Annotated in this window: 1 protein-coding gene; it reads left to right on the top strand. The window is 43.1% G+C overall.

What is annotated here, in order from left to right; all coding sequences use genetic code 11:
- Positions 1 to 561 (top strand): EF-Tu C-terminal domain-related protein (locus RFH42_RS16860; RefSeq protein ID WP_308977094.1); only part of this gene is annotated, 561 nt, incomplete at its 5' end.

Here is a 561-nt window from a genome sequence, read left to right as displayed (position 1 = left end):
AAAGACTTCTTGATGCCTATTGAAGATGTATTCTCAATTTCAGGTCGTGGTACAGTTGTAACTGGCCGTGTTGAAACTGGTGTTGTTAAAGTTGGCGAAGAAGTTGAAATCGTTGGTATTAAAGATACAGTTAAAACAACTGTAACTGGCGTTGAAATGTTCCGTAAACTTCTTGACGAAGGCCGTGCTGGTGAGAACTGTGGTATCTTACTTCGTGGTACTAAACGTGAAGACGTTCAACGTGGTCAAGTATTGGCTAAACCAGGTGCAATCAAACCGCACACTAAATTCGACGCAGAAGTATATGTACTTTCTAAAGACGAAGGTGGCCGTCACACTCCATTCTTAAATGGTTACCGTCCACAGTTCTACTTCCGTACAACTGACGTAACTGGTGCTATCGCACTTAAAGAAGGCGTAGAAATGGTTATGCCTGGTGACAACGTTGAAATGTCAGTAGAATTGATCCACCCAATCGCAATGGACGCAGGTCTACGTTTTGCGATCCGTGAAGGTGGTCGTACAGTAGGTGCTGGTGTTGTATCTAAAGTTACAGCATAA

This window comes from Acinetobacter rudis (genome assembly GCF_031157835.1).
Classification (GTDB): Bacteria; Pseudomonadota; Gammaproteobacteria; order Pseudomonadales; family Moraxellaceae; genus Acinetobacter; species Acinetobacter rudis_A.
The sequence above is the reverse complement of the archived record's forward strand: the minus strand, read 5'-3'. Positions and strand labels throughout refer to the sequence as shown.